This window comes from Mesorhizobium sp. WSM4808 (assembly GCF_055811675.1).
In genome coordinates, this window is record NZ_JBVVQX010000001.1 from 85672 (window position 1) to 111986 (window position 26315).

The 26315-nt window shown below is 63.0% G+C and carries 25 protein-coding genes; 16 read left to right on the forward strand and 9 right to left on the reverse strand.

Translation table 11 applies throughout. The features are described 5' to 3' along the window. Positions 1-24: 24 nt before the first annotated feature. Positions 25-747 (reverse strand): SDR family oxidoreductase, encoded by a 723-nt coding sequence (locus tag AC0L2U_RS00355; RefSeq protein ID WP_473601266.1) that lies wholly within the window; start codon positions 745-747, stop codon positions 25-27. Beyond that, positions 744-1589, reverse strand: a complete 846-nt coding sequence (locus AC0L2U_RS00360) for an SDR family NAD(P)-dependent oxidoreductase (protein WP_473601267.1) — start codon at positions 1587-1589, stop codon at positions 744-746. The genes AC0L2U_RS00355 and AC0L2U_RS00360 overlap by 4 nt, the downstream gene beginning before the upstream one ends. A gap of 103 nt (positions 1590-1692) precedes the next feature. Here AC0L2U_RS00360 and AC0L2U_RS00365 point away from each other — a divergent pair, with 103 nt between their 5' ends. Beyond that, the gene (locus AC0L2U_RS00365) at positions 1693-2580 is read left to right on the forward strand and encodes a helix-turn-helix transcriptional regulator (protein ID WP_127382854.1); all 888 of its coding nucleotides are present in this window, start codon (positions 1693-1695) and stop codon (positions 2578-2580) included. A 272-nt stretch (positions 2581-2852) separates the two neighbouring features. On the opposite strand, the gene AC0L2U_RS00370 is transcribed toward AC0L2U_RS00365, so the two are convergent. Further along, positions 2853-3482, reverse strand: a complete 630-nt coding sequence (locus tag AC0L2U_RS00370; RefSeq protein WP_127272371.1) for a TetR family transcriptional regulator C-terminal domain-containing protein — start codon at positions 3480-3482, stop codon at positions 2853-2855. A 227-nt stretch (positions 3483-3709) separates the two neighbouring features. On the opposite strand from AC0L2U_RS00370, the gene aptA reads away from it, so the two are divergent. From aptA to hydA, 5 genes are all read left to right on the forward strand, one after another. Then, positions 3710-5038, forward strand: coding sequence for an omega-aminotransferase AptA (gene aptA / locus AC0L2U_RS00375; RefSeq protein WP_292336978.1), 1329 nt, complete (start codon positions 3710-3712; stop codon positions 5036-5038). Between the two features lie 139 nt (positions 5039-5177). Further along, positions 5178-5597 (forward strand): endonuclease domain-containing protein, encoded by a 420-nt coding sequence (locus AC0L2U_RS00380; RefSeq protein WP_473601268.1) that lies wholly within the window; start codon positions 5178-5180, stop codon positions 5595-5597. Between the two features lie 3 nt (positions 5598-5600). Continuing rightward, entirely contained in the window at positions 5601-6851 is a 1251-nt protein-coding gene (locus tag AC0L2U_RS00385; RefSeq protein WP_473601269.1) for a Zn-dependent hydrolase, read from the forward strand. A gap of 280 nt (positions 6852-7131) precedes the next feature. After that, positions 7132-7497: an endonuclease domain-containing protein gene (locus AC0L2U_RS00390; protein WP_473601270.1), complete on the forward strand. Its 366-nt coding sequence runs from the start codon at positions 7132-7134 to the stop codon at positions 7495-7497. 80 nt (positions 7498-7577) lie between these two features. After that, entirely contained in the window at positions 7578-9029 is a 1452-nt protein-coding gene (gene hydA / locus AC0L2U_RS00395; RefSeq protein WP_473601271.1) for a dihydropyrimidinase, read from the forward strand. Positions 9030-9357: 328 nt separating this feature from the next. On the opposite strand, the gene AC0L2U_RS00400 is transcribed toward hydA, so the two are convergent. Continuing rightward, positions 9358-9762, reverse strand: a complete 405-nt coding sequence (locus AC0L2U_RS00400) for a cupin domain-containing protein (RefSeq protein WP_127331164.1) — start codon at positions 9760-9762, stop codon at positions 9358-9360. 157 nt (positions 9763-9919) lie between these two features. On the opposite strand from AC0L2U_RS00400, the gene AC0L2U_RS00405 reads away from it, so the two are divergent. The 4 genes from AC0L2U_RS00405 to AC0L2U_RS00420 are packed head-to-tail and all read left to right on the forward strand — an operon-like array spanning position 9920 to position 13801. After that, positions 9920-10711 (forward strand): ABC transporter ATP-binding protein, encoded by a 792-nt coding sequence (locus AC0L2U_RS00405; RefSeq protein WP_127272369.1) that lies wholly within the window; start codon positions 9920-9922, stop codon positions 10709-10711. Between the two features lie 48 nt (positions 10712-10759). After that, positions 10760-11638, forward strand: a complete 879-nt coding sequence (locus AC0L2U_RS00410) for an ABC transporter permease (RefSeq protein WP_292138005.1) — start codon at positions 10760-10762, stop codon at positions 11636-11638. After that, entirely contained in the window at positions 11635-12789 is a 1155-nt protein-coding gene (locus tag AC0L2U_RS00415; RefSeq protein WP_128288487.1) for an ABC transporter permease, read from the forward strand. The genes AC0L2U_RS00410 and AC0L2U_RS00415 overlap by 4 nt, the downstream gene beginning before the upstream one ends. A gap of 40 nt (positions 12790-12829) precedes the next feature. Beyond that, positions 12830-13801: an ABC transporter substrate-binding protein gene (locus AC0L2U_RS00420; protein ID WP_013894623.1), complete on the forward strand. Its 972-nt coding sequence runs from the start codon at positions 12830-12832 to the stop codon at positions 13799-13801. A gap of 45 nt (positions 13802-13846) precedes the next feature. Here AC0L2U_RS00420 and AC0L2U_RS00425 read toward each other — a convergent pair whose 3' ends face one another. Continuing rightward, entirely contained in the window at positions 13847-14305 is a 459-nt protein-coding gene (locus AC0L2U_RS00425) for an Lrp/AsnC family transcriptional regulator (protein WP_127271209.1), read from the reverse strand. 125 nt (positions 14306-14430) lie between these two features. Here AC0L2U_RS00425 and AC0L2U_RS00430 point away from each other — a divergent pair, with 125 nt between their 5' ends. Both AC0L2U_RS00430 and AC0L2U_RS00435 read left to right on the forward strand, forming a co-directional pair. Then, positions 14431-15714: a cystathionine gamma-synthase family protein gene (locus AC0L2U_RS00430; protein WP_128363738.1), complete on the forward strand. Its 1284-nt coding sequence runs from the start codon at positions 14431-14433 to the stop codon at positions 15712-15714. A 138-nt stretch (positions 15715-15852) separates the two neighbouring features. Further along, entirely contained in the window at positions 15853-16296 is a 444-nt protein-coding gene (locus tag AC0L2U_RS00435) for a CHRD domain-containing protein (RefSeq protein WP_128363737.1), read from the forward strand. A gap of 53 nt (positions 16297-16349) precedes the next feature. Here AC0L2U_RS00435 and AC0L2U_RS00440 read toward each other — a convergent pair whose 3' ends face one another. The 3 genes from AC0L2U_RS00440 to AC0L2U_RS00450 form a co-directional block, all read right to left on the reverse strand. Beyond that, complete coding sequence (locus AC0L2U_RS00440) at positions 16350-17999, reverse strand: thiamine pyrophosphate-binding protein (protein ID WP_127398277.1); 1650 nt, start codon at positions 17997-17999, stop codon at positions 16350-16352. Further along, on the reverse strand, positions 17996-19171 hold the full coding sequence (locus AC0L2U_RS00445; protein ID WP_473601272.1) for a CaiB/BaiF CoA transferase family protein: 1176 nt from the start codon (positions 19169-19171) through the stop codon (positions 17996-17998). The genes AC0L2U_RS00440 and AC0L2U_RS00445 overlap by 4 nt, the downstream gene beginning before the upstream one ends. Positions 19172-19270: 99 nt before the next feature. Continuing rightward, positions 19271-20203 carry an alpha/beta fold hydrolase gene (locus AC0L2U_RS00450; protein WP_473601273.1) on the reverse strand — a complete coding sequence of 311 codons (933 nt, stop codon included), beginning with the start codon at positions 20201-20203 and terminating at the stop codon, positions 19271-19273. Between the two features lie 226 nt (positions 20204-20429). Between AC0L2U_RS00450 and AC0L2U_RS00455 the strand changes: the two genes are divergently transcribed. After that, complete coding sequence (locus AC0L2U_RS00455) at positions 20430-21437, forward strand: ribonuclease T2 family protein (protein WP_473601274.1); 1008 nt, start codon at positions 20430-20432, stop codon at positions 21435-21437. 89 nt (positions 21438-21526) lie between these two features. Then, a complete protein-coding gene (locus AC0L2U_RS00460) occupies positions 21527-22129 on the forward strand; it encodes a hypothetical protein (RefSeq protein WP_292336968.1) in 603 nt (200 codons plus the stop codon). A 4-nt stretch (positions 22130-22133) separates the two neighbouring features. On the opposite strand, the gene AC0L2U_RS00465 is transcribed toward AC0L2U_RS00460, so the two are convergent. Continuing rightward, complete coding sequence (locus AC0L2U_RS00465; RefSeq protein WP_473601364.1) at positions 22134-23420, reverse strand: GGDEF domain-containing protein; 1287 nt, start codon at positions 23418-23420, stop codon at positions 22134-22136. A 274-nt stretch (positions 23421-23694) separates the two neighbouring features. On the opposite strand from AC0L2U_RS00465, the gene ettA reads away from it, so the two are divergent. Together ettA and tam are read left to right on the forward strand one after the other, a co-directional pair. Then, positions 23695-25344, forward strand: coding sequence for an energy-dependent translational throttle protein EttA (gene ettA / locus AC0L2U_RS00470; RefSeq protein WP_027034974.1), 1650 nt, complete (start codon positions 23695-23697; stop codon positions 25342-25344). 42 nt (positions 25345-25386) lie between these two features. After that, positions 25387-26154, forward strand: coding sequence for a trans-aconitate 2-methyltransferase (gene tam / locus AC0L2U_RS00475; RefSeq protein ID WP_473601275.1), 768 nt, complete (start codon positions 25387-25389; stop codon positions 26152-26154). The last annotated feature ends 161 nt before the right edge of the window (positions 26155-26315 follow it).

Here is a 26315-nt window from a genome sequence, read left to right on the forward strand (position 1 = left end):
GTTGGAGCCCGATAGTCGCTGTTCCTATGCCGCAAATCGCAGTCCGCCATCGCAGGTCAGCACCTGGCCGGTCATGAAGCCGTTGGAGACGAGGAAGGCGATTGCGTCGGCCACGTCTTCGGCCCGACCGACGCGGCCGACCGGGGTCTTGCCGGCATAGTCGGCAAAGATCGTTTGCCTCTGCTCTTCGGCCAGAAAATCCCACCAGGGCGTGTCGATGACGCCCGGCGCCACGACATTGACGCGCAGCGGCTTCAGTTCCAGGGCCAGGATCGGCACCACAGTCAACAGCATGCCGTTGATGGCGGCGATACCGGCGACGCCGGGCGTCGCGAGTTGCGCCGACACCGCCGAGATGAAGGTGACCGATCCGGCCTTGTTCAGCGTCGGCAAGGCGGCCTGCAGGCAGGACAGCTGCGGGCGGACCTTTTCCTCGACGCCGCTGCCGATGTCGCTCAGGTCAAGCGTCGGGAAGGGGCCGAGGCCCTTGCCGCCGCTGGCCGCCAGCACCAGATGGTCGAAAGGTCCGAGGCTCTCGAAGAACCGGCGGACCTCATCCGGCTTCGCGGCGTCGAACGCAACCTTCCCGGCAGCGCTGCCAAGGCTTTTCCAAGCGCTCTTCAGTTTGTCCTCGTTGCGCCCGGTGATGGTCACCTTCATGTCCAGGCCAAGCAGTTTTCGCGCCGTCGCCAGGCCGATGCCGGACGAGCCGCCGATGATGACGGTGTGTTCGATTGTCTTGGTCATGAATGGTCTTCCTTCGATGTGGGGGAGGCCGTGCCGATGAGATCAAGGCTCAAGGCTCGCAGACGTTGCCTTGCCTTGGCGTCATAGGCCTGGGTATCGGCGCGGGATTCCCGCAGGCCGTCGAAATAGAGGCCGCTTTTCCCGTCGAGCGCGGGTAAGGCGGCGAGGTTGAGGATGGCCTCGGCACCGGTCTCGACCGAGCTCCACGGCGTCACGCCTGCTTGCCGGACCATGGTGGTGTTCATATAGCTCGCCGGATGCAGCGCGTTGACGGTGACGCCGGTGCCTTTCAGCTGCTCCGCAAGGTCGACGGTGAACAGGATCTGCGCCAGCTTGCTCTGGCAATAGGCACGCACGCCGTCATAGGAGCGGGTCAGCATGACATCGCTGAAATCGATCGCCTGCTGCCCCGCAGAGGCGACATTGACGATGCGGGCCGGCGCACTCGCCTTCAGCAACGACAGAAGCTCCGATGTCAGCAGGAAACCGGCGAGATAATTGACAGCGAAGCGCAGTTCGTAGCCGTCAGCGCTGACCTGCCTTTTGGCGCCTTGGCCCGCCGTGCCGACGCCGGCATTGTTGATGAGGATGTCGAGCCGATCCGTCCTTGCGTGCACCGCCTCGGCGAGCCGGTGCACTTCGGCCAGAGAGGAGAGGTCGGCGACCAGAAGCTCGGCCTTGCCGCCGGTCGCTTCGATTTCGGTGACAACAGCCTTGCCGCGCGTTGCATCGCGGCCATGCACCAGCACACGGGCGCCCGCGGCGCCGAGCCGTTGCGCGACGACGCGGCCGACGCCATCGGTAGAGCCGGTGATGAGGATCGTCTTGTCTTTGAGTTCCATGTTCAGAGCCTCCGTTCTGTTGCTCTGAACCGAAGATGGGACAGTTGGCGCGGGCCAAACAGTTCAAACTTTATCCTGGTATCGATACTGCTATAATACCCGCATGGAGTCCCAACCCCACGCTGCCCCCACACATTCGGCTGAAGACAGCCGCCGGCGCGAACTCGGCGCCTTCCTGCGCTCGCGCCGCGAAAGGCTGACGCCCTCGGCCACCGGCATCGCCACCGGTCTCAGGCGGCGTACGCCGGGCTTGCGCCGCGAGGAGGTGGCGATGATCGCCGGTGTCGGCACCACCTGGTACACATGGCTGGAGCAGGGGCGGGAGGTCAGGCCCTCGGTCGAGGTGCTGACGGCACTTGCCGAAGCACTGCGCCTCGACGCCGCCGAAAAACAGCATCTGTTCATCCTCGCCGACCGCCAGCAGCCGGAGCGCCGTGCCGTGGCGCCGGAAAAAGTCGACGGCCCCTTGCTGCACATGCTGCAGAGCCTGGTGCTGCAGCCGGCCTATGTTGTCGGGCGGCGCTGGGATGTGCTGGCCTGGAACCCGGCTGCCGTCGCGGTGTTCGGCGACTATGGCTTGCTGGAGGGTGACGCCCGCAACATCGTCCACATGGTGTTCACGAGCCCGCACCACCGGCGCCTGCTGGTCGACTGGGAGCAACTGGCGCGCACCGTGCTGGCCTCGTTTCGGGCCGCGAGTGCGCGTTATGTCGGCGATCCGGATTTCGAGCGGCTGATCGAGTTGATGACGCGTTCGAGCCCCGAATTTCGCGCCTGGTGGCCGCAGCGCGACGTCGCGCACCGGTTGTCGGGGGTGAAGCATGTCCGGCACCCGAGCGCGGGCGCCATGACCTTCGAGCATATGAGCCTGTCGATCGGCGATGGCTCCGACATGAAGCTGATCGTCTACACGCCGCTCGCCGAGCAGAACTCGGTCGCCAAGCTGCAGACATTGCTGGACGCGCTGCCGGTTGAGCGGCGCAGCGCGTAACCCTCCACTTCGTCATCCCAGGGCGGAGCAGCCGCGAAGCGGCGTCGAGGAGACCCTGGGATCCATTCCGTGACATTGGTCGAAGGGTACAGCGGAGCAGAATTTGTACCGTTGCGGCGCGTTGAAGTCGCGGCATGGATTCTAGGGTCTGCGCCGCGTCGCTTCGCTCCTTGCTTCGCCTAGAATGACGAAATCAATGTGCGCTTCGGCCAATCCCCACCGTCTGGGATAGCCCGACGACTGCCAAGTTAACCCAAGACGTGATCTCGCTGCTACCCCTTCGGCTTGAGGCCATCGAGGAACAACTGCTCGAGAAATCTTGCGGCATCCTCGAAGCGGCCGTCGCCGCCGCGGTTCGGCCCGAGCACGGCCCGGACCTGGACGTCGAAATCGGCGTAGTGCTGCGTCGTCGCCCAGATCGAGAAGATCAGGTGCCACGGATCGGTCTTGGCGATCTTGCCGGCGCGCATCCAGCCCTTGATGACGGTCGCCTTCTCGTCGACCAGCGTCTTCAACTCTCCGGCCAGCAGCGGCATGATGCGCGGCGCGCCTTGCAGGATCTCGTTGGCGAACAGCCGGCTCTCGCGCGGAAAGTCGCGCGCCATTTCCAGCTTGCGTCTGATGTAGCTGCGCAATTCGGTCAAGGGGTCGCCGATGTCATCGAGTTCACGCAGCGGCGCCAGCCAGGTGTCGAGCAGGCGCTGCATCAGCGTCTCGTGGATGTCTTCCTTGCGGCGGAAATAATAGAGCAGGTTCGGCTTCGACATGCCGGCGGCTTCGGCGATCTGGTCAATGGTCGAGCCACGAAAACCGTTGGTCGAGAAAACCTCAAGCGCCGCCTCCAGGATGAGTTCGCGCTTTTCCTGCTGGATGCGGGTGCGACGAGGGGCGTCCGTGGTCACCGTTGCCAGCCCTCGCGTTGAGGGTCATCTGGACCAATTCTCTGGACCAGTTTTTCCCTAGCCTGTGGAACGCACTTCAGGTGCCGCATTTCCGCTAGTAATCCCTTGACCGCCGACAGGGCGGTGCTAACGTTTGTCCAATCGGTCAAAAATTTGCGTAGCATGAAAACGCGGCAAAGACCAAGCGTTGGGCGCACCGAAACAGATTACAAGGGGAAGTCCTGGTCATGTCCAACCGGCTGAAAGTCACGCCGAACGATCTCAGCGCATTCTGGATGCCGTTCACGGCAAACCGGCAGTTCAAGCAGGCGCCACGCATGATGGTGTCCGCCAAGGACATGCATTACACGACCAGCGACGGCCGCAAGGTTCTCGACGGCACCGCCGGCCTGTGGTGCGTCAATGCCGGCCACTGCCGTCCCAAGATCACCGAGGCGATCCAGCAGCAGGCCGCCGAGCTCGACTATGCGCCCGCCTTCCAGATGGGCCACCCGATCGTGTTCGAACTGGCCAACCGCCTGGTCGACCTCGCGCCCAAGGGCATGGACCATGTCTTCTTCACCAATTCCGGCTCGGAATCGGTCGAGACCGCGCTCAAGATGGCCATCGCCTATCATCGTGTGAAGGGCGAGGGCTCGCGCACCCGGCTGATCGGTCGCGAGCGCGGCTATCACGGCGTCAATTTCGGCGGCATCTCGGTCGGCGGCATCGTCACCAACCGCAAGATGTTCGGCACGCTGCTCGGCGGCGTCGACCATATGCCGCACACGCATCTGCCGGAAAAGAACGCCTTCACCAAGGGCGTACCGGAGTATGGCGCGGAACTCGCCAACGAGCTGGAGCGCATCGTCGCCCTGCACGACGCTTCGACCATCGCCGCCGTCATCGTCGAGCCGGTCGCAGGCTCCACCGGCGTCATCCTGCCGCCGAAGGGCTATCTCGAGAAGCTGCGCGAAATCTGCACCAAGCATGGCATCCTGTTGATCTTCGACGAGGTCATCACCGGTTTCGGCCGTCTCGGCACGCCGTTCGCCGCCGACTATTTCGGTGTGACGCCAGACATCATGACCACCGCCAAGGGCGTCTCCAACGGTGTCGTCCCGATGGGCGCGGTGTTTGTGAAGAAGGAGATCCACGACGCCTTCATGACCGGCCCCGAGCACATGATCGAGTTCTTCCACGGCTACACCTATTCGGGCAACCCTATCGCCTGCGCGGCCGCACTCGGCACGCTTGACACCTACAAGGAAGAGGGCCTGCTAACCCGCGGCGAGGAGCTGGCGCCGTACTGGGAAGACGCGCTGCATTCGCTGAAAGGCGAGCCGAACGTCATCGATATCAGGAACATCGGCCTGATCGGCGCGATCGAGCTGGCGCCGATCGCCGGCCAGCCGACCAAGCGGGCCTTCTCGGCCTTCGTCAAGGCGTTCGAGCGCGGCGCGCTGATCCGCACCACCGGCGACATCATCGCGCTGTCGCCGCCGCTGATCATCACCAAGGGCCAGATCAACGAATTGATCGACCATGTCAGAGAAGTCTTGCGAGCGATAGATTGACGAACTGGACGTGGATATCCCTCCCCCTCGAGGGGAGGGTGGCCGCGAAGCGGTCGGGTGGGGTCGGTGCGACTGGGTGCCGACCTGATCTTTTGCTGCGTGGCCGCGTCTGATGCCCCGTACCCGCGTGAGCTTCGAAATGCGCCAGAAGGCGCGCGCGCTTCGAGTTCACGCGACCAAGGGCGAATCCCTTCTGTGGTATGAACTGCGGGAGTTGAAATCGGGAGGCATCAAGTTTCGCCGTCAGTGCCCGATTGGGCCTTATATCGTTGACTTCGTTTGCTTGGCGGTGAAGCTGATCGTTGAGGTCGACGGTGATCTGCACGAACACGAGAAGGGTAAACGGCACGATGCTGTTCGTGATGCTTATCTGCGCTCTCTCGGGTTTCACGTCTTCCGTGTTGACGAGCCCGATGTCATAAACAGCGCGTGGCATGTCGCGCAGATGGTCAAGGGGAAGGTTGAGCATATGTCAGCCGACCCCACCCGACCGCTTCGCGGCCACCCTCCCCTCGAGGGGGAGGGGGACGCCGGCGCCCCGCAATCGATGAGGTTTTAGAGCATGGCCGCACCCGGCGAGAATCTGCGAATCAATTCAGACCGCTTGTGGGATTCCATCATGGAGATGGCGAAGATTGGTCCCGGCATTGCCGGCGGCAACAATCGCCAGACCGTGACCGACGAAGACGGCGAAGGGCGGCATCTGTTCAAGCGCTGGTGCGATGCGGCCGGGCTCGAAATGGGCGTCGATGAAATGGGCACGATGTTTGCCCGCCGCGAAGGCACCGATCCCAGCCTGCCGCCGGTCTATGTCGGCAGCCATCTCGATACGCAGCCGACCGGCGGCAAGTATGACGGCGTGCTCGGCGTGCTGGGCGGGCTTGAAGTGGTGCGCTCGCTCAACGATCTCGGCATCAAGACCAAACATCCGATCGTCGTCACCAACTGGACGAACGAGGAGGGCTCGCGCTTTGCGCCGGCTATGATGGCGTCCGGCGTGTTCGCCGGCGTGCTCGACCAGGCCGATGTGTACGGGCATGTCGACAAGCAGGGCAAGAAATTCGGTGAGGAGCTCGAGCGCATCGGCTGGAAAGGCAGCGAGAAGGTCGGCGATCGCAAGATCCACGCCTTCTTCGAACTGCATATCGAACAGGGTCCGATCCTCGAGGACGAAGATATCGACATCGGTGTCGTCACCCATGGCCAGGGCCTTAAATGGCTGCAGGTGACGCTGACAGGCAAGGAAGCCCACACCGGCTCGACGCCGATGCCCAAGCGCCGTAATGCCGGGCTCGGCATGGCGCGGGTGATCGAACTGGTGCACGAGATCGCCATGGACTACCAGCCCGATGCCGTCGGCGCGGTCGGCCACATGGAGGTCTATCCCAACTCGCGCAACATCATCGCCGGACGCACCGTCTTCACCGTCGATATCCGCTCGCCGGAAAAGGAAGTGCTGGACGCTATGGACGGCCGCATCCGTGAAGGCATCGACACGATCTGCGACGCGCTCGACATCCGCTACGAGATCGAGCAGGTCGGCGCTTTCGATCCGGTCACCTTCGACGCGGGTTGCGTCAAGGCGATCCGCGATGCCGCCGAACGTCTCGGCTATTCCCACCGCAACATCGTCTCCGGAGCCGGCCACGACGCCTGCTGGATCAACCGCGTCGCGCCGACAGCCATGGTGATGTGCCCTTGCGTCGACGGCCTCAGCCACAACGAGGCCGAGGAAATCACCAAGGAATGGGCTTCGGCGGGTGCCGATGTTTTGTTCCATGCGGTGGTGGAGACGGCGGAGATCGTCGGATGAGAGGTCGGCGCTGTACCCCCACCCCTAACCCCTCCCCACAAGGGGGAAGGGGACTTCCGTTGGTGCTAATCTTGGCAAATTGCCTACGTTTCTACACCGAGAGGAAAGTTTGGGCTCGCGGCAGTGTTCCCTCCCCCTTGTGGGGAGGGTTAGGGTGGGGGTCCATCTTCGCAAGAATCCTTTTTATGCTTTCTTTCAAAGGCTTTGAACGTCGGGCTGTGATAGCGCGACGCCAAGTCTCCCTCCCCCTTGCGGGGAGCGATTGAGGGTGGGGGTACTCTTGGCACCGACCGGAATTGATCCTGCTGCTATCAAACGTGCCAGGGTCCTGCGTCGGAACATGACGGAAGGCGAGCGGAAGCTCTGGTCCGAGTTGAAGGAGTTCCGTCGCCTATACGGTTTACACGCCAGAAAGCAGGCACCGATCGGCCCTTACGTCGCTGACTTTGTTCTGCATGAGAAGAACCTCGTTATCGAGGTGGACGGAGAGCATCACTTCACGCCGGAGCAAATGGAGAAGGATCGGACACGCGACGCATGGTTTGGCCGACAGGGCTATCGTGTATTGCGGTTTTCGACCGGAGATCTGGCGAACTCTTTCGATGGTTGCATCGAGGAGATATTGAGAGAAGTTGGAGTCATGTAGGGCCGCGCTTCGGTCCTGAACCGATCTGAAACACTACCGAGACGCTCGTAAGAAGCGCGAAGAGAACAAGGGAACAGCTAATGACCAAAGTTATCCGAAACGGCACCATCGTCACCGCCGACCGCACCTGGAAGGCCGATGTGCTGATGCAGCACGGCAAGGTCGTCGCCATTGGCTCGGACCTGCATGGCGACCATGAGTTCGACGCCACCGGCTGCTACATCATGCCGGGCGGCATCGACCCGCACACCCATCTCGAAATGCCGTTCATGGGCACCTATTCGGCCGATGATTTCGAATCCGGCACGCGCGCGGCGCTCTCCGGCGGCACGACGATGGTGGTCGATTTCTGCCTGCCGGCGCCACAGCAGTCGCTGCTCGAAGCCTTGCAGATGTGGGACAACAAGACCTCGAAGGCGTCGTGCGACTACTCCTTCCACATGGCGATCACCTGGTGGGGCAAGCAGGTGTTCGACGAGATGGCCACTGTCGTCGACAAGGGCATCACCTCGTTCAAGCACTTCATGGCCTACAAGGGCGCGCTGATGGTCGACGACGACGAGATGTATGCTTCGTTCCAGCGTTGCGCCGATCTCGGCGCGCTGCCGCTGGTGCATGCCGAGAATGGCGATGTGGTCGCCGCCCTGTCGCAGAAGCTGCTGGCTGCCGGCAACAACGGCCCCGAGGGCCACGCCTATTCACGGCCACCCGAAGTGGAAGGCGAGGCGACCAACCGCGCCATCATGATCGCCGACATGGCCGGCGTGCCGCTCTATGTCGTGCATGTCTCCTGCGAGCAGAGCCACGAAGCGATCCGCCGCGCGAGGCAGAAGGGCATGCGGGTATTCGGAGAACCGCTGATCCAGCACCTGACGCTGGACGAGAGCGAGTATTTCGACAAGGACTGGGACCATGCGGCGCGCCGCGTGATGAGCCCGCCCTTCCGCAACAAATTGCACCAGGATTCGCTGTGGGCCGGCCTGCAGGCGGGCTCGCTGCAGGTGGTGGCGACCGATCATTGCGCTTTCACCACCAAGCAGAAGCGCAACGGCGTCGGCGATTTCACCAAGATCCCGAACGGCACCGGCGGCCTCGAAGACCGCATGCCGGTGCTGTGGACGACGGGCGTCAACACCGGCCGGCTGACGATGAACGAGTTCGTCGCGGTGACCTCGACCAACATCGCCAAGATCCTCAACATGTATCCGAAGAAGGGCGCCATCGTAGAGGGCGCCGACGCCGACATCGTCGTCTGGGATCCCAAGCGCAAGAAAAAGATCACCTCGAAGAAGCAGCAGTCCGTCATCGACTACAACGTGTTCGAAGGGTTCGAGGTGACCGGTCTGCCGCGGTTCGTGTTCTCGCGTGGCGAACTGTCGATCCAGGAGGCCGAGGTCAAGGCCAAGCCCGGTCATGGCGAGTTCGTTGGCCGCGAGCCGAATGCGGCGGTCAACCGGGCGCTGTCGACGTGGAAGGAAATCTCCGCGCCGCGCAAGGTGGAACGCACCGGCATCCCGGCGACCGGGGTTTGAGCTTGCGCGGCTCGAAGAACGCCAAGAAACGGATGATTGCCGACAAACACAGCGCCGCCTTTGGGGATGTGTCGCAGTGCCGATAATTGCCGAACTCGGCGCCGCCCCTCATCCGCCTGCCGGCACCTTCTCCCCGTATACTGACGGGGAGAAGGGAGATGAACGCAACCTCGCCGCCCTTTTTTGTAACGTCGGAGATTGGCGAAATCCTCCGCGAAATCGTCCTTCTCCCCGTCACTATACGGGGAGAAGTGCCCGGCAGGGCGATGAGGGGCAGCGCAAACTTCGGGCAATTGACCGGTGGGATCCTAGCCCGTCGATGCTGGCCTCAGGCGACCAGCGCATCCAGTTCCGGCAGCAGGACGACGCTTTCCTGTTCGTTGGGATCGGTGCGCGCAATGACGGCCGAAGACGGGGCGCTGCTCAGATTGGCCGGCAGATGCGGCACGCCGGCGGGAATATAGAAAAGGTCGCCGGCCTTGACGACGATATGATGCTCGAGCCGGTCGCCGTACCAGGTGTGGACTTCGCCGGAGAGCACATAGATAGCCGTCTCGTGGCTCTCATGCATATGTGCCTTGGCGCGGGCGCCGGGCGGCATGGTGAGCATGTGCATGCAGATGCCGGAGGCGCCGACGGTCTCGGCGGCGATGCCGACGAAATAGGTCAATCCCTGCTTGCCTTCATAAGTGCTTTCAGGGCGGATAAGATGACAAGTGGGTTTGGGCGACATCGGGGAAACTCCGGGCGTCGATCGAGTGGGACAAGGTCAGTGGGACAGGGCCAAATGGGACAGGGCCAAATGGGACAGGGTAAGTGGAAAACAACATCGCGATAAAAGCAATCGGATTCCAGCCGCTGCAAGTACGCGAACAGGCAGGCGGCGGCCGATGACGGGGACTTCGCCAGCCGTCGTCGCGGCAAGCAAACTCGGACTGACCTTCCAGACCAATGACGGGCCGGTGCAGGCGCTGTCCAACGTCGATCTCACCATCGGTAAGGGCGAGTTCGTCTCCTTCATCGGGCCTTCGGGCTGCGGCAAGACCACGCTGCTGCGCGTCATCGCCGATCTGGAGAAGCCAACCTCGGGGACGATTTCGGTCAATGGCATGACAGCAGAGCAGGCGCGCGAGAAACGCGCCTATGGCTATGTTTTCCAAGCCGCCGCGCTGTTTCCGTGGCGGACGATCGAGCGCAATGTCGGGCTGCCGCTGGAGATCATGGGCCTGTCCAAGGCGGAGCAAGGCGAGCGTATCAAGCGCACGCTCGAGCTCGTCAACCTCTCTGGCTTCGAGAAGAAATATCCCTGGCAGCTCTCGGGCGGCATGCAGCAGCGCGCCTCGATTGCCCGTGCGCTGGCCTTCGATGCCGACCTGCTGCTGATGGACGAGCCGTTCGGCGCGCTGGACGAGATCGTGCGCGACCATCTCAACGAGCAATTGCTGGAATTGTGGGGACGCACCAACAAGACCATCTGCTTCGTCACCCACTCCATTCCGGAGGCCGTCTATCTGTCGACGCGCATCGTCGTCATGTCACCGCGGCCGGGCCGCGTCAGCGACATCATCGAATCGACGTTGCCGAGAGAGCGGCCGCTCGACATCCGCGAGACGCCGGAGTTTCTGGCGATCGCGGCGCGCGTGCGCGACGGGCTGCGGGCAGGGCACAGCTATGATGATTGAGCGCCGGCAAGCGAGCGGCCACCCACGCCTCGCCGGCGAGGCCTGCTGATGGACACCTTCCGCGACAAACTCATCCCCGTCACCTCGATCCTCGCTGGGGTGGTCGTGCTCTGGTATGCCTTCGCCGTCATCCTCAACGCGCCGTTCCAGCGCGATCTCGACCGTCGCGCCGGTGAGACCTCCACGTTCAGCGAACTCGTCGGCAAGACGCTGTCGCAGCCGAAGCCGACATTGCCGGCGCCGCATCAGGTGGCGGTGAATTTCTTCGAGAACACCTTCCTGCGGCCCATCACCTCGAACCGCAGCCTCGTCTACAATGCCTGGGTGACGCTGTCGTCGACGCTGCTCGGCTTTGCCTTCGGCACGGCGCTCGGCATCATCATTGCGGTCGGCATTGTCCATGTGGCGACGCTCGACCGTAGCCTGATGCCATGGATCATCGCCTCGCAGACCATTCCCATCCTGGCGGTGGCGCCGATGATCATCGTCGTGCTGGGGGCGATCGGCATCAGCGGCCTGATCCCGAAGGCGATGATCTCGACCTATCTGTCGTTCTTCCCGGTGACTGTCGGCATGGTGAAGGGGCTGCGCTCGCCCGAGATCATGCATCTCGACCTGATGCACACCTACAATGCCAGTCGTGCGCAGACCTTCTGGAAGTTGCGCGTGCCGGCCTCGGTGCCGTTCCTGTTCACATCGATGAAGGTGGCGGTCGCGGCAAGCCTGGTCGGCGCCATCGTCGGCGAACTGCCGACCGGCGCTGTCGCCGGCATCGGCGCCAAGCTTTTGGCTGGCGCCTATTACAGCCAGTCCATCGACATCTGGTCGGCGCTGGTCGCCGGTTCGGTGGTGGCCGCACTTCTGGTCATGGTTGTCGGCATTGCCGGGCGCCTCGTCGACCGCGCCATGGGCGGGAGGCCGGCATGAACTGGCTGAAACCCTCCTGGCAGGCGGTGTTGGCGATCGTGCTGTGCCTGATCGCGGTCGCGCTCGGCCCGATCGCCGCGCCGAAAGTCGATGCGCTGGCGCAGCCTGCAGGGACGTTGATATATCCCTATGCGGCGACGACCTGGCTGATCTTCGGCGTGCTGCTTCTCGCCGCTTTGATCTCGATGACCAGAATACCGTCCGTCGTCGAAGCGGTTGTGCTTTTCATCGGCGCGCATCTGACCGCCTGGCTGCTGATTGGCGGCATCACCGGTTTCGAGGGCCTGGCGCGGGCGCCCTATTTCCTGCTGCTCACGGGTGCCTGGCTGCTTGGCTGGCGCTGCGTCGCCGTCCTGTCGGGCCTTCGCCCGATGGCAAGCTGGGCGCGGACCGCGTTGCGCCTGATCATCCCGGCCATCTTCGGCGCCTGGATACTGATCATCTGGGAAGCGGTGACGCGCGGGGCCGGCATTCCCTTCATCCTGTTGCCGCCGCCAAGCGCAATCGGCGCGCGCATCGCCGGTTCGCTGCCGGTGCTCGGCGCGGATGTCCGGCAGACCATCTTCAAGGCGGTGATCTTCGGCTATGTGGTGGGCAGCGGCGCCGGCTTCATCACCGCAATCCTCGCCGACCGTGTGCCGTTCCTGCGGCGCGGGCTCTTGCCTATCGGCAACATGGTCTCGGCGCTGCCGATCATCGGCGTCGCCCCGATCATGGTGATGTGGTTCGGCTTCGACTGGCAGTCCAAGGCGGCTGTTGTCATCATCATGACTTTCTTCCCGATGCTGGTGAACACGGTCGCCGGTCTGGCCGCCTCCGGCCATATGGAGCGCGACCTGATGCGCACCTATGCGTCGGGCTACTGGCCGACGCTGCTGAAGCTCAGGCTGCCGGCCGCCGCTCCCTTCATCTTCAACGCGCTGAAGATCAACTCGACGCTGGCGCTGATCGGGGCCATCGTCGCCGAGTTCTTCGGCACGCCCGTCGTCGGCATGGGCTTCCGCATCTCGACCGAGGTCGGGCGGATGAACATCGACATGGTCTGGGCCGAAATCGCAGTTGCAGCACTTGCGGGTTCGGTCTTTTATGGCGTGGTCGCTCTTGTCGAAAGAGCCGTCACGTTTTGGCATCCCTCTGTCCGTGGTGGATAGGGGCGGTGGGTTTAGGGCACTAACTTCAGAGGGTAAAAAAATGAAAAGACTGATTATTCCCGTTCTGGCCGGCGCGATGTCGCTCGCCGCTTTCCAGGCAATGGCCGCCGACAAGGTGACGTTGCAGCTGAAATGGGTCACGCAGGCCCAGTTTGCCGGCTACTATGTCGCCAAGGCCAAGGGTTTCTATGAGGCCGAAGGTCTCGACGTCGACATCAAGCCGGGCGGTCCCGATATCGCGCCCGAGCAGGTGATCGCCGGCGGCGGCGCCGATGTCATCGTCGACTGGATGGGCGGTGCGCTGGCCGCCCGCGAAAAGGGTGTGCCGCTGGTCAACATCGCCCAGCCGTTCAAGAAGGCAGGCATGGAGCTGGTCTGCCCGAAGGACGGCCCGATCAAGACCGAAGCCGACTTCAAGGGTCACACACTAGGCGTCTGGTTCTTCGGCAACGAGTATCCGTTCTACGCCTGGATGAACAAGCTCGGCCTCAAGACAGACGGCGGCCCGGACGGCGTCACCGTCTTGAAGCAGAGCTTCGACGTGCAGCCCCTGATCCAGAAGCAGGCGGATTGTATCTCGGTCATGACCTACAACGAGTACTGGCAGTTGATCGACGCCGGCTACAAGCCCGAACAGCTAACCGTGTTCAACTACTCGGCCATGGGCAACGACCTGCTTGAGGACGGGCTCTATGCGTCCGAAGACAAGCTCAAGGACCCGGCCTTCGAAGACAAGATGGTGCGTTTCGTGCGCGCCTCGATGAAGGGCTGGAAATACGCCATTGACAACAATGACGAAGCCGCTGGCATCGTCATGGACGGCGGTGGCCAGGACGAGAACCACCAGAAGCGCATGATGAGCGAAGTCGCCAAGCTGATCGACAATGCCGACGGCAAGCTCGACCCGGCGACCTACGAGCGCACCGCCAAGGCGCTGCTCGACCAGAAGATCATCACCAAGGAGCCGACTGGCGCCTACACCACCGCCATCACCGACAAGGCGGTCAAGTAAGCCTACTGCGCATGATCTCGAGACGCGGCGCCTCCGGCAGAAATGTCAGAGGCGCCGTTCCTTTATGGTGTTCATGACGAAGCTGGTCTCGATCGAGGCGACGCATTTCAGCCGCGCGATCTTTTCCTTGATGAAGCGCTCGTATTGTTCGAGGCTTCCCGTCACTACTTTCAGCACATAGTCGCGCGAACCGGTGACGAGGTGGCATTCCAGCACCTCGTCCCAGCCGCGGATCGCGTCCTCGAACATGACGATCTCGTCCTCGTTCTGGCGGCTGAGCCGGATGGTGGCGATGGCGACCATGCTCCAGCCGAAGGCTGAGGGATCGACCAGGGTGGTGTAGCCTCTGATGACGCCGGTCTCCTCCAACCGCCGCACCCGTCTCAGGCAGGGCGACGGCGACAGGCCGATCCGCTCGGCAAGCTCATTGTTGGTGATGCGGGCGTCGGCCTGCAGTTCGCGCAGGATCCTGCGGTCGAAATCATCGGCTATCTTCTGCTGCACTTTCCGTCTCTCCGGGCAATTTGTTGCGGGAATGCAGCCATGAGAGCCCAAAAATAGCAAGGATTGGCGGAACGGGATCGCATAAATTGCCGTTCACTATGTCACTCGAACAGGCAGGAAAGCTCATGACCGCGCCACGTCCGTCGAAAACCCATATCGGCAACCACAAGCTCCACCCGGAGACGCTGATGCTGAGCTATGGCTTCGATCCGCAACTTTCGGAGGGTGCGGTCAAGCCGCCGGTGTTCCTGACCTCGACCTTCGTGTTCAAGTCGGCGGAAGAAGGACGCGACTTCTTCGACTACACCTCCGGCCGCAAGGAGCCGCCGAGCGGCACGGCGTCGGGCCTGGTCTATTCGCGCTTCAACCATCCCAACAGCGAGATCGTCGAGGACCGGCTGGCGATCTATGAGGGGGCGGATGCCTGCATCCTGTTTTCATCCGGCATGTCGGCGATCGCCACCACGCTGCTCGCCTATATCAGGCCGGGCGACGTCATCCTTCATTCGCAGCCGCTTTACGGCGGCACCGAGACGCTGTTGACGCGCACGCTCTCCGGTTTCGGTATCGGTGCTGTCGGTTTCGCGGACGGCGTCGACGAGACGGCGGTGCGCACGGCCTCCGACGCCGCCGTCGCGAAGGGCCGCGTGTCGGTCATCCTGATCGAAACGCCGTCAAACCCGACCAACAGCCTGGTCGATATCGCGCTGATGCGGAAGATCGCCGACGAGATCGGCGCGAGCCAAGGGTCGACGCCGATCGTCGTGTGCGACAACACGCTGCTCGGCCCGGTGTTCCAGCGGCCCATCGAACATGGCGCCGATGTCTCTGTTTATTCGCTGACCAAATATGTCGGCGGCCATTCCGACCTGATCGCGGGCGCCGCCATGGGTAGCAAGGCGGTCACCAAGCCGATCAAGGCGCTGCGCGGCGCGATCGGCACGCAGCTCGACCCGCATTCCTGCTGGATGCTTGGCCGCTCGCTGGAGACGCTGTCGATCCGCATGGAGCGGGCCAACGACAATGCGCGCCTGATCGCCGAATTCCTGCGCGACCATGCCAAGGTCGAGAAGGTGCATTACCTGCCGTTCCTGGGCGAGGAAACGCCGGCTGGCCGCACCTACAGGGCGCAATGCACTGGTGCCGGCTCGACCTTCTCCTTCGATATCAAGGGCGGAGAGAAGGCGGCTTTCGCCTTTCTCAACAACCTGCAGATCTTCAAGCTGGCGGTGAGCCTGGGCGGAACGGAATCCTTGGCCAGCCACCCCGCGGCCATGACCCATTCGGGCATACCCTTCGAGGTGCGCGAACGCATCGGCGTGCTGGAGACCACGGTCAGGCTGTCGATCGGCGTGGAGCACCCGGATGATCTGATCGCCGACCTGACCCAGGCGCTGGCAGCCGTCTGACGCCGCCGGTATCGCGCGGTCCATTAGTCTGCACGTAAGTGTTACTCGCGCGCAGCCATTCGCTCTTATAAGCCTTGTGCCGATACATCCGCGCGCCGGGGAGCCGTGGCTGGATGTCATCAGCAAACGGAGATTCTCATGCGTATCCAATCCTTGGCGCCGATGCTTTCGGCACTGGCCATCTCGGTGTCCTTCCTTACGGCAGCGCCGGCCCTGGCCGAGACGGTGAAGCTGAAAGCGACGCTCGACGGCGCCCAGCAGAACCCGCCGGTGACCACAAAAGGCAAGGGCACCGCAGCTCTTATCTTCGACACGGCCACGAAGAAACTCAGCTGGAACGTCAAATATTCCGGCCTCAGCGGGCCGGCGACCGCCGGGCATATTCACGGCCCAGCCGCGATGGGTGAAAACGCCGGGGTGGCGATCCCGTTCAAGGGCAAGCTCAAGAGCCCGATCAAAGGGTCGGCCGTGCTGACCGACGCGCAGGCCGCCGACCTGATGGCCGGCAAGGACTATGTCAACGTGCACACGGCAGCCAACAAGGACGGCGAAATCCGCGGACAGATCGAGACCGCCAAGTAGCGCAAGCCGCATGACAAAAAGGGGCGGGCGACCGCCTCTTTTTTTTGTTTGGACTACGCCTTGTCGCGTATCTGCGTCATCGTCTTGGTCGGCGTGATCGCTTCGGGGTCGAGGCGGATTTCCACGATCGCCGGCTTGCCGCTGGCGCGGGCACGTTCGAAGGCGGGAGCGAAATCGGCGGTCTTGTCGACCGTTTCGCCATGGCCGCCATAGGCGCGGGCGAGAGCCGCGAAGTCGGGGTTCTTGAGATCGGTGGCGACGACGCGGCCGGGATATTCGCGCTCCTGATGCATGCGGATGGTGCCGTAGATGCCGTTGTTGACGACGACCACAATGATAGGCAGGTCATACTGCACGGCGGTGGCGAATTCCTGCCCGTTCATCAGGAAACAGCCGTCGCCGGCGAAGGCGACCACGGTGCGCTCCGGGAACAGCTCCTTGGCGGCGACGGCCGCAGGCGTGCCATAGCCCATCGAGCCTGACGTCGGCGCACCTTGAGTGGCGAAGCGGCGGAAGCGGTGGAAACGATGCACCCAGGTGGCGTAATTGCCGGCGCCGTTGGTGAGGATGGCGTCGTCGGGCAACATCTTTTCGAGGTAGTTCATGATCGGGCCCATCTGGACCGAGCCGGGGCCGCCTTCCGGTGGCGTCGACCAGTCCAGATAGGCGGCATGCAGCTTTGGCGTCTCGGCTGCCCAAGTCGGCTCCGAGGCCGGTTTGCGCCTGGCGAAAGCGTCGATGAAGGCAGAAGGCGAGGCGTTGATCGCCAGTGTCGGCCGGTAGACGCGGCCGAGTTCGCCGGCGTCGGCATGGACATGCACCAGCGTCTGGTCGGGATAGGGGCTTTTCAGCAGCGTGTAGTCGGACGAGGGCATTTCGCCCATGCGGCCGCCGATCAGCAGCACGAGATCGGCCTGCTTGATCGCTGTGGCCAGCTTCGGGTTGATGCCGATGCCGACATCGCCGGCATAGTTCGGATGCAGATGATCGAACAGCATCTGGCGGCGGAAGGAGCAGCCGACCGGCAGCGACCAGGCCTCGGCGATCGTGCGCATTTGTGCAACCGCCTCGGCGTCCCAGCGCGTGCCGCCGAGGATGACGAACGGCCGCTTGGCCTTAGCCAGCAGCTTTTCCAGCGCATCGAGCTCCGCTTCGCCCGGCCGTGTCTCAACCGGCGTGTGCGGCAAGGCGATGGGCGCTTCGACGACACTCGTCAGCATGTCTTCGGGCAGCGAGATCACCACCGGGCCGGGACGGCCCGATGTCGCCACCGCGAAGGCGCGGGTGACGAATTCGGGGATGCGCGAGGCGTCGTCGATCTCGACCACCCATTTGGCGATGTCGCCAAAAAACCTCTTGTAGTCCACCTCCTGGAACGCTTCGCGCTCCTTGGCGTGGCTGGCGACCTGGCCGATGAACAGGATGACGGGTATCGAATCCTGCATGGCGATGTGGATGCCGGCCGAGGCGTTGGTGGCGCCGGGGCCGCGGGTGACGAAGCAGATGCCGGGCTTGCCGGTCAGGCGGCCGTGGCAATCGGCCATCATCGCGGCACCGCCTTCCTGGCGGCAGACGATGGTGCGGATCGCAGAGTCGTGCAGCGCGTCGAGCACCGCCAGATAGGATTCACCGGGCACGCAATAGATGCGGTCGGTGCCGTTGGCTTCAAGCGCGTCTACGATGAGTTGTCCGCCGGTCTTCATTGTCCAGACTTCTCCAGTTCGGCAAGGATTTCTTGCGTGTGCTCGCCCAGGCGCGGCGAGGGGCGCTCATAGACCAGCGGCGTGCCGGACATCACCATCGGCGCACGCACCGAAGGCAGAAGATTGCCATGGCCGTCGTCGAGATCGAGCCGCATGCCGCGCGCGATGGTCTGCGGGTCGGCGAACATCTGGCCGATCGTGTTGATCGGGCTCGCCGGCACGCCGGCCGCTTCCAACTTGGCCAGCAGCGGATCGCGGTCAAAAATCTTCAGCGCCTCGATCATGCGCTCGCGCAGCTTGACCCGGTTGGCGACCCGGGCAGGATTGGTGGCGAAGTCGGGATTGGCAGGCAGGTCGTCCAGTCCGACAGCGGCGCAGAATTTGGCGAACTGGCCGTCATTGCCGACCGCCAGGATGATGTGCCCGTCCCTGACCGGCACCACCTCGTAAGGGGCGATGTTCATATGCGCATTGCCCATCTGCACCGGCGATTGGCCGGAGACGAGATAGTTCAAATTCTGGTTGCCGAGCGCCGAGATCTGGGTGTCGAAAAGCGCCATGTCGACGTGCTGGCCTTCGCCGGTCTGCTCGGCATGGCGCAGTGCTGCCTGGATGGCGATGACCGAATAAAGGCCGGTGAAGATGTCGGAGATGGCGACGCCGGCCTTTTGCGGCTCGCGGCCAACCTCGCCGGTGATCGACATCATGCCGGCCATGGCCTGGATGATGAAGTCGTAGCCGGCGCGCGGCGCATAGGGTCCGTCCTGGCCGAAGCCGGTGATCGAGCAATAGACGAGGCGCGGGTTGATCTTGCGCAGGCTGTCATAGTCGAGGCCGTATTTCTTCAGGCCGCCGAGCTTGAAGTTCTCGATCAGCACGTCCGAGGTGGCGACCAGCCGGCGCACGGTCTCGGCGCCTTCCGGCGTCGAGAAATCGATGGCGATGGAGCGCTTGCCGCGATTGCAGGAATGATAATAGGCAGCCGACAGGTTCTCGCCGTCCTTGCCCATGACGAAGGGCGGGCCCCATTTGCGGGTGTCGTCGCCGCCATCGGGGCTTTCGACCTTGATGACGTCGGCGCCGAGATCGGCAAGCAACTGCCCGGCCCATGGCCCGGCAAGGATGCGGGCGAGTTCGACGACGCGGACGCCTTTCAGCGGGGGCTCAGCCATAGATCACCGTGGTTGCCGCAATCACCGTGATTGCTGCGAAAGCAGAGCCTCTATCAAGCCCTGCAACGGCTGTCACGGCTCTTGCAATGGGCCAATCCGTCACGCTTTGAGGACTTCGTCGGCCCAAATGGCGAAGTCATCCATGATGATGTCGCGATTCACCTCGTTCAGGCTTTCATGGCGGGTGTCGGCGTAAACCTTTGAAACCAGATTCGAAAAGCCCATCGCGCGCATGCGGCTGGCAAGATGCGTGATCCCTTTGCCATAGTCGGAAGCCGGATCCCTTTCGCCGCCGACGATGCTGATGGGCAGGTCGCGCCGGATGTTGGCAAAGCCGGCATCCTTGCCGCCGTTCAGCGCACTGCCGACGACGTCTCGCCACATCGACACCGAAGCGTCCCAGCCGCACAAGGGATCGGCAATGTATTTCGTCACTTCCGCTTCGTCGCGCGACAGCCAGTCGAACAATGTGCGGTGATTGGGCACCGCTTTGCCCCAGGCCTGGAAGGTGAGCTTCGGCAGCAGGCGCGACGGCACGTCGGAGCCGAGCCGCATCCGTTCCCAGGCAAGAATGCCCAGCGCAACCTGCCCGAGCAGGCCTTGGGAGAAATTGCCGTTCCAGATAGCGGCGGCATGGACGCGTGGCGAATGACTTAAAAGGAAATTCAACGCCACGGATGCGCCCATCGAATGACCAAACAGGATGACCGGTCTGTTTGGCTGTTCGCTGGCGATAAGATCATGGATGGCGCCGACGTCGGCGATCACCTTGGCCGGGCCGTCCTTGTCGGCGAACCTGCCCAGCGGCGCGTCGGGGGCCTTGGTCGCGCCATGGCCGCGATGATCGTGGACATAGACATGGAAGCCGCGGGAGCCAAGAAAATCGGCAAAGCGGGCATAGCGCGCTGCGTGCTCGGCCAGTCCATGATTGATCTGGACGACAGCGCGTGCCCGGCCATCGGCCTGCCTGACGAAAAGATTGAGCTCGGCACCGGTTGGGGAGCGAACCACGCGCTGTTGGCTGAATGACATGCCACTCGGTCTCCAGGCTCTGGCCGCCACCGTGGCGCTAGCTTTGTCTTGCGCCGGCGCTGGTTTTGCGTCAATCCGCCAAACCTGCGCCGGCGCTGGTTTTGCGTCAATCCGCCAAACCTGCATTTCGCAGATGATGTTTCTTGCGTTTGGCCAGCAAAATATCGCAATTCTGACATGGAGACAGCTTCAGTCTGTCGCCCACTTGTCCAGCCGGGGATTTTCCATGCGCTTTGCTGTCGTTTTCGGATTGGCCATGCTGGCCGCGTCGCTGGCCGGCGCCGCGCGTGCCGACGTCAAGATGAGCGGCTCCTTTGTGGCCGACGCTGCCTGTCCGGCGACGCAAGCGATCAAGAACGGCAAGAACCCCGGCAATGTCTCGACCGATGCCGGGCAGACCTATCAGCTGCTTGCCGGCAACAAGGACACGCCGACGCATTATCTCATCCTGGTGCCGGGCGCCGATCCGGAGCGCCGCTGGGTGAAGGTCAGCTGCGGCCACGTTTCCGGCAGCAGCGTGGCGACCGTGCCGGCCGCACCTGACGGGCAAGGCAAGCCGCGGGCGTCGGGAAAACCCGAATATGTCTTCGCGCTGAGCTGGCAGCCGGCGTTTTGCGAGACAAAGTCGAACAAGACCGAATGCAGGGCGCAAAGTGCCGGTGATTTCGACGCCACGCATTTCACCTTGCACGGGCTGTGGCCGCAGCCGAACGGCAATTTCTATTGCCAGGCAACGGCTAGCGACAAGGCCAACGACAATCCGGCCCACTGGAAAGACCTGCCGCCGGTCAATCTGGACGCCAACACCCGCACGGAGCTCGATCAGGTGATGCCTGGAACGGCCTCCCACCTCGAGCGGCATGAATGGATCAAGCACGGCACCTGCTACGGCAAGAGCCAGCAGGACTATTTCTCCGACGCGCTCAATTTAATGCGTGCGGTGAACAGCTCGCCGGTGCGCGATCTCTTTGCCAAGAACATCGGTGGAAAGCTGACGGCGGACCAGATCCGCGGCGCTTTCGACAGCGCCTTCGGCGCGGGGGCAGGCGACCGGGTGCGCGTGTCCTGCGTCATCGATCCGTCGAGCGGCAGGCGGCTGATCGGCGAACTGACGCTCGGTCTCGCCGGTCCGATCGGCCCGAACAGCTCGCTCAAGGATCTGCTGCTGGCTTCGGTGCCGACCAACAAGGCCGGTTGCCCGACAGGCAATGTCGACGCGATCGGCTTCCAGTAACTCTCAACAGAGGTACCGGACTGTCGCCCTGCCGTGCCCTGGTGCTATGCTGCGAGCGCATCATTCTGGCGGGGACGGCAATGGATGGCATGACGAGCAGCGCGCTGGCGCGGCTGGCTTTCTGGGCCAAGGGCATGGTCTCGATAAACGATGCCCGCATGGAATGGCCGGGCTTTTCGTATACCGACGCCGAATGGGCACGCATGCGAACGCTCTCCGAACCGATCGGCGTCGGCACGTACCAGCTGTTCACGATCGTCAATGCGGTGATCTTCATCATTATCGCGGCGATCGGCATTTTCGGCGCCTTCCTGCCGCTGGCGACGTTGCTGTTTCCGGTGCCGGCGGACACCAGCGCGTTGAAATTCTCCTCGCTGCTGGCCGCTTGCGCTTTCTTGATCATCGGGCTCGGCCTGCCGATCTCGATGCGTCTTTCGGCCATGCTGGTCGGCGGCAAGACGATGCGAGCAGCATTTGTTTCCGCGCCTGGCGACGAGGCGTTGGCGTCGAAAGTCTCGTGGCAGATCAACCGCATCATGCTGATCCTATGCGGCCTGCTGGTGCCGGGCATCCTGCTGTTCATTGCCTACGATATTGAGGCCGGGCCGATTATCACGGCGCTGAAATGGCTGGCGATCGCGCTGATGGCGGTTTCAACCGTGACGGGCTTTCGACGGCAGAGGAAGTCGTAACGAACTAGATCCGTGCGGATTTGGTCCACGCAGCGGCCGTGTCGGCTTCGTGGCCGCCCGGCTCGCCGACGACGCGATCGCGGCCGGTCGACTTCGCCTTGTAGAGACGCTGGTCGGCAAGCGCGAACAGGTCGGCAAGGCAGCGTGTGGTTTCGCCGACGCTGGAAACGCCGGCGCTGACGGTGAGCTCGAAGCGGCTGGTGGTGGCCGAGCCCTTGATCGCATGGCGAATGCTTTCGCCGAACAGCCTGGCGACCGGGTGCGGACGAGAACTGAGGATGGCGAATTCCTCGCCGCCGATGCGGAACACCTGGTCTTCGGCGCTTGCCGTCTCGCCAAGCAGGGCAGCGACCGCCTTCAGCACCTTGTCGCCTTCGGCATGGCCGAAACGGTCGTTGATCGATTTGAAATGGTCGACATCGATGATCAGCAGGCTGAGCGGCCTGGCGGTACGCAGGCTGACCTGGACGGCGGCTTCACCGTCGGCGTCGAAGCGCCCGCGATGCAGCAGGCCTGTCAGCCCGTCGCGGCCGACATGTTCGACCAGCGCTTCGTAGCGTTCGCGATAGGTCAGCGTATCGAAGATATCGGTCAGTCCGCGCGGCGCAGTGACCTGGCGCTCCTCGAACCATTTGAGATAGGCAACGAGCATGGTGCTGAAGGTCACCGCCGCCGCCATCTTGGCGAACCAGCCGCCGAAAAAGACGGCCATCGGCGCGCCGGCAACGAAATGCAGGGCGGTGAAAAAACCGGCCTGGTCGAAGGTCAGCACGCAAGCGACGGAAATCAGGATGCGCGCGAACGGCGCCTTGCGAAGATACCGACCAAGCTTTTCGTACAGCAGGATGATCAGGATGGCATCGACGAACAGCAGCGTCGTGCCCCACACCATCAGCCAGCCCATCTGGTCGATGAAGCCGATGTCTGGAAGCCTGCCGTCGGGAAGTGCCGCGATGACGTGCAGGCGCAGCAGCAGCACCAGCCCGATCATCAGCGCATTGCCGAGCAGCAGGCCGTAGATCGGCTGACGCACGGTTGCAGCGTCCTCCTTCATATAGAGCAGCAAAAGCATGACCAGCTTGCCGGAAAACAGCACCGCCGAGCCAGGCGAGACCATTCCGAACGGCAGAGCGACGTAAAAGACGCTGGCGAGATAGGTCTCGAGGAAGTGCATGACACCGAGCGCGCAGATGAATACGCCGAGGCCGATGCGCCTCCGGAAGCGGAAAAGCGTCACCATGACGCTGAAGTAGACGACCGCTTCGGCAAGGAGCAGGAAACTGTTCAGCAATGCCGTCGACCCGATCTCTTTCTCGAAATCGCGGATAGCGAGCGATTCCACTCCAATCCTGTTTTGACGCCGAAGAGTTAACCGGAGATTTCAGCACGCTTCGTGCTGGTGGAAAACTTCGGCGATTGGCGGACACTTCCGCGTGTGACCGGGCAGATATGGCAAAAGCGATTGCCGTTCGCCGCCGCATCGCCTACATAGCGGCCAACCTCCACTCAATTCGACAGGTCCAGTCAGTTTACTGGGCCAGTCAGTTTTTTCAGGGAAAGCGCGCGTGGCACGCCAGTTCATCTATCACATGGCCGGCCTCAACAAGGCCTATGGCACCAAGAAGGTGCTCGAGAATGTCCATCTCTCCTTTTATCCCGACGCCAAGATCGGCATCCTCGGCCCCAACGGTTCGGGCAAGTCGACGATCCTCAAGATCATGGCCGGGCTCGACAAGGAGTGGAACGGCGAAGCCTGGCTGGCCGAAGGCGCCACTGTCGGCTACCTGGCGCAGGAGCCGGCGCTCGATCCGGACAAGACCGTGTTCGAAAATATCATGGAAGGCGTCGCTGCCAAGACCGCCGTCATCGAACGCTATAACGAATTGATGATGAACTACTCCGACGAGACGGCCGACGAGTCGGCCAAGCTCCAGGACGAAATGGACCGGCTCAACCTTTGGGATCTCGAACAGCAGGTCGAGATGGCGATGGAAGCGCTGGGCTGCCCGCCCAAGGATTCGGAAGTCACCAAGCTTTCGGGCGGCGAACGCCGCCGCGTCGCACTTTGCCAGCTTCTGCTGCGCCAGCCCGACCTTCTGCTGCTCGACGAACCGACCAACCATCTCGATGCCGAGACCACGGCGTGGCTGGAAAAGCATCTGCGTGCCTATCCGGGCGCCGTGATGATCATCACCCACGACCGCTACTTCCTCGACAATGTCACCGGCTGGATCCTCGAACTCGATCGCGGCCGCGGCATTCCTTATGAGGGCAACTACACCAAATACCTCGAAGCCAAGGCCAAGCGCCTCAAGCAGGAAGGCCGCGAGGACGATGCCCGCCAGCGCGCCATCGGCCGCGAGCGCGAATGGATCCAGTCGAGCCCGAAGGCTCGCCAGACCAAGTCCAAGGCGCGTATCCAGGCGTTCCAGGATCTTTTGGATGCAGCCGACAAGCGGCGTCCGAGCGATACGCAGATCGTCATTCCGCATGGCGAGCGCCTCGGCAATGTGGTGATCGAGGCGGAAGGCCTGTCGAAGGGCTTTGGCGACACGCTGCTCATCGACGGGCTGGAATTCAAGCTGCCGCCCGGCGGCATCGTCGGCGTCATCGGCCCGAACGGCGCCGGCAAGACGACGCTGTTTCGCATGATCACCGGTCAGGAAAAGCCGGATGCGGGTTCTGTGCGCGTCGGCGAGACGGTGAAGCTCGGCTATGTCGACCAGAGCCGCGATGCGCTCGATCCATCGAAGACGGTGTGGGAAGAGATTTCCGGCGGCGCCGAAGTGGTCAAGCTCGGCAAGTTCGAGGCCAACACGCGCGCCTATTGCGCGTCGTTCAACTTCCGTGGCGGCGACCAGCAGCAGAAGGTCGGCAATCTGTCCGGCGGCCAGCGCAACCGCGTGCATCTGGCCAAGATGTTGAAGACCGGCGGCAATGTGCTGCTGCTCGACGAACCGACCAACGATCTCGATACGGAAACGCTGGCCGCACTCGAAGACGCGCTGGAAAACTTCGGCGGCTGCGCCGTCATCATCTCGCACGATCGTATGTTCCTCGATCGCCTGGCGACGCACATCCTCGCCTTCGAGGGCGACAGCCATGTCGAATGGTTCGAAGGCAATTTCGAGGATTACGAGCAGGACAAGATCCGCCGCCTCGGGCCGGATGCCGTCAACCCGCACCGCATGACCTACAAGAGGCTGACGCGGTAAGGGATTTTAGGGCGGCGATCTCAACCAGCATGAGGAGCTCAAATGGCTGATTGGTCCGCCGCCCAATATCTGAAATTCGAAGACGAGCGCACGCGGCCCGCGCGGGATTTGGTCGCGCAGGTGCCGGTGGACTTCCCGCGCCGGGTCGTCGACATCGGCTGCGGGCCGGGCAATTCGACCGAGCTGCTTGTCGAGCGCTGGCCGGATGCTGAGGTGTGCGGCTTGGACACTTCGCCCGACATGGTCGAGAAGGCGCGGGCGCGCCTGCCCGAGGTCACCTTTGATCTCGCCGATGCCTCCGAATGGCAGCCGGCGGAGCCGGTCGACGTGATTTTCGCCAATGCTGTGTTCCAATGGCTGCCTACCCATCCGGCGGTGTTCCAGCGGCTGATGGGCTTCCTCGCCCCAGGCGGTGCGCTTGCCGTGCAGATGCCCGACAATCTGGGCGAGGACTCCCACCGCCTGATGCGGGAGACCGCCGCCGAAATGCCATTTGCCGAAAAGCTCAAGGGCGCGGCACGCGGGCCGTTGCCGCCGGTGTCGTTCTACTATGACCTGCTGTCGCCGCTCAGCGATCGGCTGGATATCTGGCACACCATCTACAACCATCCGCTTGCCGACGCGCAGGCGATCGTCGAATGGGTGAAATCGACGGGCCTGAAGCCGTTCCTCGATCCGCTGGACGCCGAGGAGAGGGCGATGTTCCTCGAATGTTACACGGCCAAGATCGCCAAGGCCTATCAGAAGACGGCTGATGGCAAGGTGCTCTTGCGCTTTCCGCGCATTTTCATTGTCGCGAAACGAGCTTGATTATCCATGTCGCGCGGCGCCTTAGGGCCGCTTGGCTTTGGCTGTGGCCATGTCGAGGGATCGGCTTCAGTCGGCCCAGATCTTTGGTTTAAGCCGGCGTAAACCGCCTCGGTGAGAAAACTGTTGCGCCGGAGCGTTCCGGCGCCCACATGAAGCCGCAG

Bases quoted from the DNA above. Each gene is read 5' to 3' on its own strand.
- AC0L2U_RS00355 (WP_473601266.1), bottom strand. From the start codon at position 747: ATGACCAAGACAATCGAACACACCGTCATCATCGGCGGCTCGTCCGGC.
- AC0L2U_RS00360 (WP_473601267.1), bottom strand. From the start codon at position 1,589: ATGGAACTCAAAGACAAGACGATCCTCATCACCGGCTCTACCGATGGC.
- AC0L2U_RS00365 (WP_127382854.1), top strand. From the start codon at position 1,693: ATGGAGTCCCAACCCCACGCTGCCCCCACACATTCGGCTGAAGACAGC.
- aptA (WP_292336978.1), top strand. From the start codon at position 3,710: ATGTCCAACCGGCTGAAAGTCACGCCGAACGATCTCAGCGCATTCTGG.
- AC0L2U_RS00380 (WP_473601268.1), top strand. From the start codon at position 5,178: ATGCGCCAGAAGGCGCGCGCGCTTCGAGTTCACGCGACCAAGGGCGAA.
- AC0L2U_RS00385 (WP_473601269.1), top strand. From the start codon at position 5,601: ATGGCCGCACCCGGCGAGAATCTGCGAATCAATTCAGACCGCTTGTGG.
- hydA (WP_473601271.1), top strand. From the start codon at position 7,578: ATGACCAAAGTTATCCGAAACGGCACCATCGTCACCGCCGACCGCACC.
- AC0L2U_RS00400 (WP_127331164.1), bottom strand. From the start codon at position 9,762: ATGTCGCCCAAACCCACTTGTCATCTTATCCGCCCTGAAAGCACTTAT.
- AC0L2U_RS00405 (WP_127272369.1), top strand. From the start codon at position 9,920: ATGACGGGGACTTCGCCAGCCGTCGTCGCGGCAAGCAAACTCGGACTG.
- AC0L2U_RS00410 (WP_292138005.1), top strand. From the start codon at position 10,760: ATGGACACCTTCCGCGACAAACTCATCCCCGTCACCTCGATCCTCGCT.
- AC0L2U_RS00415 (WP_128288487.1), top strand. From the start codon at position 11,635: ATGAACTGGCTGAAACCCTCCTGGCAGGCGGTGTTGGCGATCGTGCTG.
- AC0L2U_RS00420 (WP_013894623.1), top strand. From the start codon at position 12,830: ATGAAAAGACTGATTATTCCCGTTCTGGCCGGCGCGATGTCGCTCGCC.
- AC0L2U_RS00430 (WP_128363738.1), top strand. From the start codon at position 14,431: ATGACCGCGCCACGTCCGTCGAAAACCCATATCGGCAACCACAAGCTC.
- AC0L2U_RS00435 (WP_128363737.1), top strand. From the start codon at position 15,853: ATGCGTATCCAATCCTTGGCGCCGATGCTTTCGGCACTGGCCATCTCG.
- AC0L2U_RS00440 (WP_127398277.1), bottom strand. From the start codon at position 17,999: ATGAAGACCGGCGGACAACTCATCGTAGACGCGCTTGAAGCCAACGGC.
- AC0L2U_RS00445 (WP_473601272.1), bottom strand. From the start codon at position 19,171: ATGGCTGAGCCCCCGCTGAAAGGCGTCCGCGTCGTCGAACTCGCCCGC.
- AC0L2U_RS00450 (WP_473601273.1), bottom strand. From the start codon at position 20,203: ATGTCATTCAGCCAACAGCGCGTGGTTCGCTCCCCAACCGGTGCCGAG.
- AC0L2U_RS00455 (WP_473601274.1), top strand. From the start codon at position 20,430: ATGCGCTTTGCTGTCGTTTTCGGATTGGCCATGCTGGCCGCGTCGCTG.
- AC0L2U_RS00460 (WP_292336968.1), top strand. From the start codon at position 21,527: ATGACGAGCAGCGCGCTGGCGCGGCTGGCTTTCTGGGCCAAGGGCATG.
- tam (WP_473601275.1), top strand. From the start codon at position 25,387: ATGGCTGATTGGTCCGCCGCCCAATATCTGAAATTCGAAGACGAGCGC.